The following is a 3360-nucleotide window of genomic DNA, read 5'->3' on the forward strand; positions in this document are numbered from 1 at the left end:
AGGCCGCCACGCGAGCGTCCGATGGCCTGAGCCTGAGTCCCCCTTTTGCGCCGGTTGCCTTCTGGTGAACCTGAACGATGGTGCCGTCGATGAGGGCATATTCAAGGTCTGGGTCACCACTCATGGTTATGAAAAGGCTCTCGAAAACCCCTGCTTTCGCCCATCTGCGGAAGCGGCGGAACTGGCTGTTCCAGTTGCCGAAGGCGGGCGGCAGATCGCGCCATGGAGACCCGGTGCGAACGCGCCAGAACACCGCTTCCAGAAACAGACGGTTATCATTTGCCATAGCCCCCGCGTCGCTGGCTTTCCCCGGCAAATGCGGCTCAAGCCGCCGCCACACACGATCCGTCACCACAAAGCGCTGCTCGTTCATCCCAACCTCCGTTTAGGAGATTTGAATCAGAAATCAAAATCTATGGGAAGTATGATTGTCCACGGGACCTAGGATCTGTTGACAAAAGGGATTCACGGCGGGGAATGGATGTGATTCAAGCTGGTATCTGCAAAGGAAACCATCTTGGCACGAAACCTCATGTTGGACGAGGAGTGGATGTTCTTTGAACATTTCATTCGCACTGTCCGCGCTCCGAACGGACGCAAACCAACCAATCACCGCCTCGTTCTCCATGGCGAGATCTACCGGAGGAATTTGGCAAGTGGTCCGGCGTTTACCGACAGTTCCGGCGCTGGACACTGGCAGGTCTCTGGAAGCAGATCATGGATGCCCTGAACGAGAGTGGGGCTGCACCAGATGCCCTGCAAATGGTTGATAGCACCGTGATCCGCGCGCACCATCAGGCAGCGGGTGCTAAAGGGGGACTTCGCGCCAGGGTTTCGGGCGCTCAAAAGGTGGCTTTACGACCAAAATTCATCTCCGCGTCAATACGGCCGGCTTGCCGATGAGAACCGAGATCACGCCAAGCCAGTAATCTGATTATAAGGGCTTCGAACTGGTCATGACCGACAATCTGACCATGCCAAGCGTGATGCTTGCGGACAGAGGCTATGATGCTGACAGTATTCGTAAAAACATAGAGGCGCGGGACGTGCTAACCCAGATCCCGATGCGAAAATCACGTAAGATGCGCGTCGGTGTAGACCACGCACTTTATGCACTGCGCAACCTTGTTGAACGGTGCTTCAACAAGCTAAAAAACGCCCGACGTGTTGCCACCCGTTATGACAAGACCGCCGAGAGCTTTATTGGCTTCGTAGACATCACATCGATCCGTCTCTGGATCCGTTATTTGTCAACATGACCTAGCGGCGATGCGATTGGCGAAAGGTTGTGGGACAGTCAAGACCCTTTACGGTCAGTGGAAGTATTGAAGCAGTAGTGGGACCTTTGTCCATTGACAGCACGCGGGGTCGCACAGGGCGCGGGGGGCGATGATCGATGTGACCGTTCTGAATTCCAATTATATGGGGAGTGTCATGAATTCTGTGTATCTGGCCCGACCCATGCGGGTTTCAGATATGGTCGCGCGTTGAAGCGTTCGTCGAACATGATAGCGAATTGATTGCAGGCGGCAAACCACTCTCGGACAGTCCGGCCACCTTTCTCGAAGTTGCGGATGGCCAGGTAGATCAGCTTCGTCGCGGCCTTCTTGGTTGGGAACGTGCCGCGGGTCTTGATGAATTTGCGGAATGAGGAGGGTCAGAAAACAGTGTGGGACACTATTTTCCCGACGAATGCGGTTCAGGATTTCTATGGCATTGGTGGTGTAGATGATCTTGCGGATCCCGGTATCGAAGGCCAAGAACTGGATCACCTCTTGCCATGCCCGCCGCCATGCCGCGGGCAATCGAAGGTTATTTGCCGGCCCATTTTGAACCGCGCCGGGTTTGGTGGAGGCTCCAACTCATGAGTAGGATGGAGCATCATGACAAAGACAACGAACAAGTATTCACCAGAAGTCCGCGAACGCGCTGTACGGATGGTGTTGAATGGTGCTGGGCAGCATGAACGCCGTTGGGCGGCTATTGTGTCGATTTCCTCTAAGATTGGCTGCGCGCCGCAGACGCTGAACGAATGGGTTAAGAAGGTCGAGGTTGATACTGGCCAGCGCGGCGGCATCACGACCGAGCATGCCGGGAAGATGAAGGCGCTTGAGCGCGAAGTGCGTGAGTTGAAGCAGGCCAATGAGATCCTGCGCAAGGCTTCGGCGTATTTTGCGCAGGCGGAGCTCGACCGCCCACTGAAACGATGATCCGGTTCATAGAAGATCACCGCGCGGATCATGGGGTCGAGCTAATTTGCCGGGTTTTGCCGATTGCCCCTGCCACCTTCTATGATCATTTAGCCAAGCGCGCTGACCCTTCACGCCTTTCCGATCGCGCCAAGCGTGACGAAGAGCTGAAGCCCGAGATTGAGCGCGTCTTTGAGGAAAACCTTAGCGCCTATGGCGTACGGAAAGTCTGGCACCAGATGCGCCGGGAAGGATTTGACACAGCGCGCTGCACAGTTGTCAGACTGATGAAAGACATTGGCATCGAATGTGTTGTGCGCGGCAAGCAGCCAAAGACAACGATCCCCGACAAGGCGCTGCCATGTCCGTTGGACAAGGTCAACCGCCAGTTCCACGCGCCTGCCCCGAACGTGCTCCGGGTCAGCGACTTCACCTATGTCGCGACGTGGCAGGGGTTTGTGTATGTGGCCTTCGTCATTGATGTCTTTGCCTGCCGCATTGTCGGGTGGCGCGTCAGTCGCACGGCTTCTGCCGGATTTGTCTTGGATGCTCTGGAACAGGCTATTCATCAACGCAGACCGGCCCAGGATCAACTGGTTCACCATTCGGATCGCGGATCGCAAGGCGGATTCAACCGTTCGTCGCACCACATTCGATTATATTCAGTTTGAGTAGTTCGTCGAGAGCTTCGGCAGGTGTTCTCCATCCGAGGGTTTTGCGGGGCCTTGTGTTCAAAGCATGCGCGACGGCGCTCAACTCATTGACACCGTGCTGGCTAAGATCCGTGCCCTTGGGGAAGTATTGTCGCAGCAAGCCGTTGGTATTTTCGTTGCTCCCTCGCTGCCAGGGACTTTGTGGATCGCAGAAATAGATTTCCAGCCCCGTTTTGATCCGGAGCTGCGCATGTTGGGCCATCTCCGCACCCTGATCCCAAGTCAGCGAGCGCCGAAGATCCGCAGGAAGTCCCATGATTGTGCCTGCAATAGCATCGCGGACGGCTTCGGCGCCATGGCCCGCCAGCGCTGGTCCATTCTTGGGTACATCGCCCTTCCCATGGCCCTTCATGCGCGGCAGATGCAAAAGCATGGTGAAGCGTGTTGTGCGCTCGACCAGCGTGCCAATCGCTGAACTTCCGAGACCGAGAATGAGGTCGCCCTCCCAATGGCCAGGC

1 protein-coding gene, 4 pseudogenes and 1 other annotated feature are annotated in these 3360 nt (G+C 56.2%); of the genes and pseudogenes, 2 read left to right on the forward strand and 3 right to left on the reverse strand.

Going from position 1 to position 3360, the window contains the following annotated elements:
* Window positions 1-373 (reverse strand): annotated as a pseudogene (locus DWB67_RS17530) (IS5 family transposase); the annotation flags it as partial.
* A gap of 159 nt (window positions 374-532) precedes the next feature.
* Between DWB67_RS17530 and DWB67_RS17535 the strand changes: the two are divergent.
* A pseudogene (locus tag DWB67_RS17535) lies at window positions 533-1259 on the forward strand (IS5 family transposase).
* 173 nt (window positions 1260-1432) lie between these two features.
* Here the strand turns inward: DWB67_RS17535 and DWB67_RS17540 are convergent.
* A pseudogene (locus tag DWB67_RS17540) lies at window positions 1433-1799 on the reverse strand (transposase); the annotation flags it as partial.
* A gap of 84 nt (window positions 1800-1883) precedes the next feature.
* Here DWB67_RS17540 and DWB67_RS18545 point away from each other — a divergent pair.
* A pseudogene (locus DWB67_RS18545) lies at window positions 1884-2812 on the forward strand (IS3 family transposase); the annotation flags it as partial.
* Window positions 2165-2281 (forward strand) — a sequence feature (AL1L pseudoknot). (Overlaps the previous pseudogene by 117 nt.)
* A gap of 7 nt (window positions 2813-2819) precedes the next feature.
* On the opposite strand, the gene DWB67_RS17555 reads toward DWB67_RS18545, so the two are convergent.
* A partial coding sequence (locus DWB67_RS17555) for an IS30 family transposase (RefSeq protein ID WP_119808829.1) occupies window positions 2820-3360 on the reverse strand: 541 nt, incomplete at its 5' end.

Source organism: Paracoccus sp. JM45 (assembly GCF_003590715.1).
In the GTDB taxonomy this organism is placed as follows: Bacteria; Pseudomonadota; Alphaproteobacteria; order Rhodobacterales; family Rhodobacteraceae; genus Paracoccus.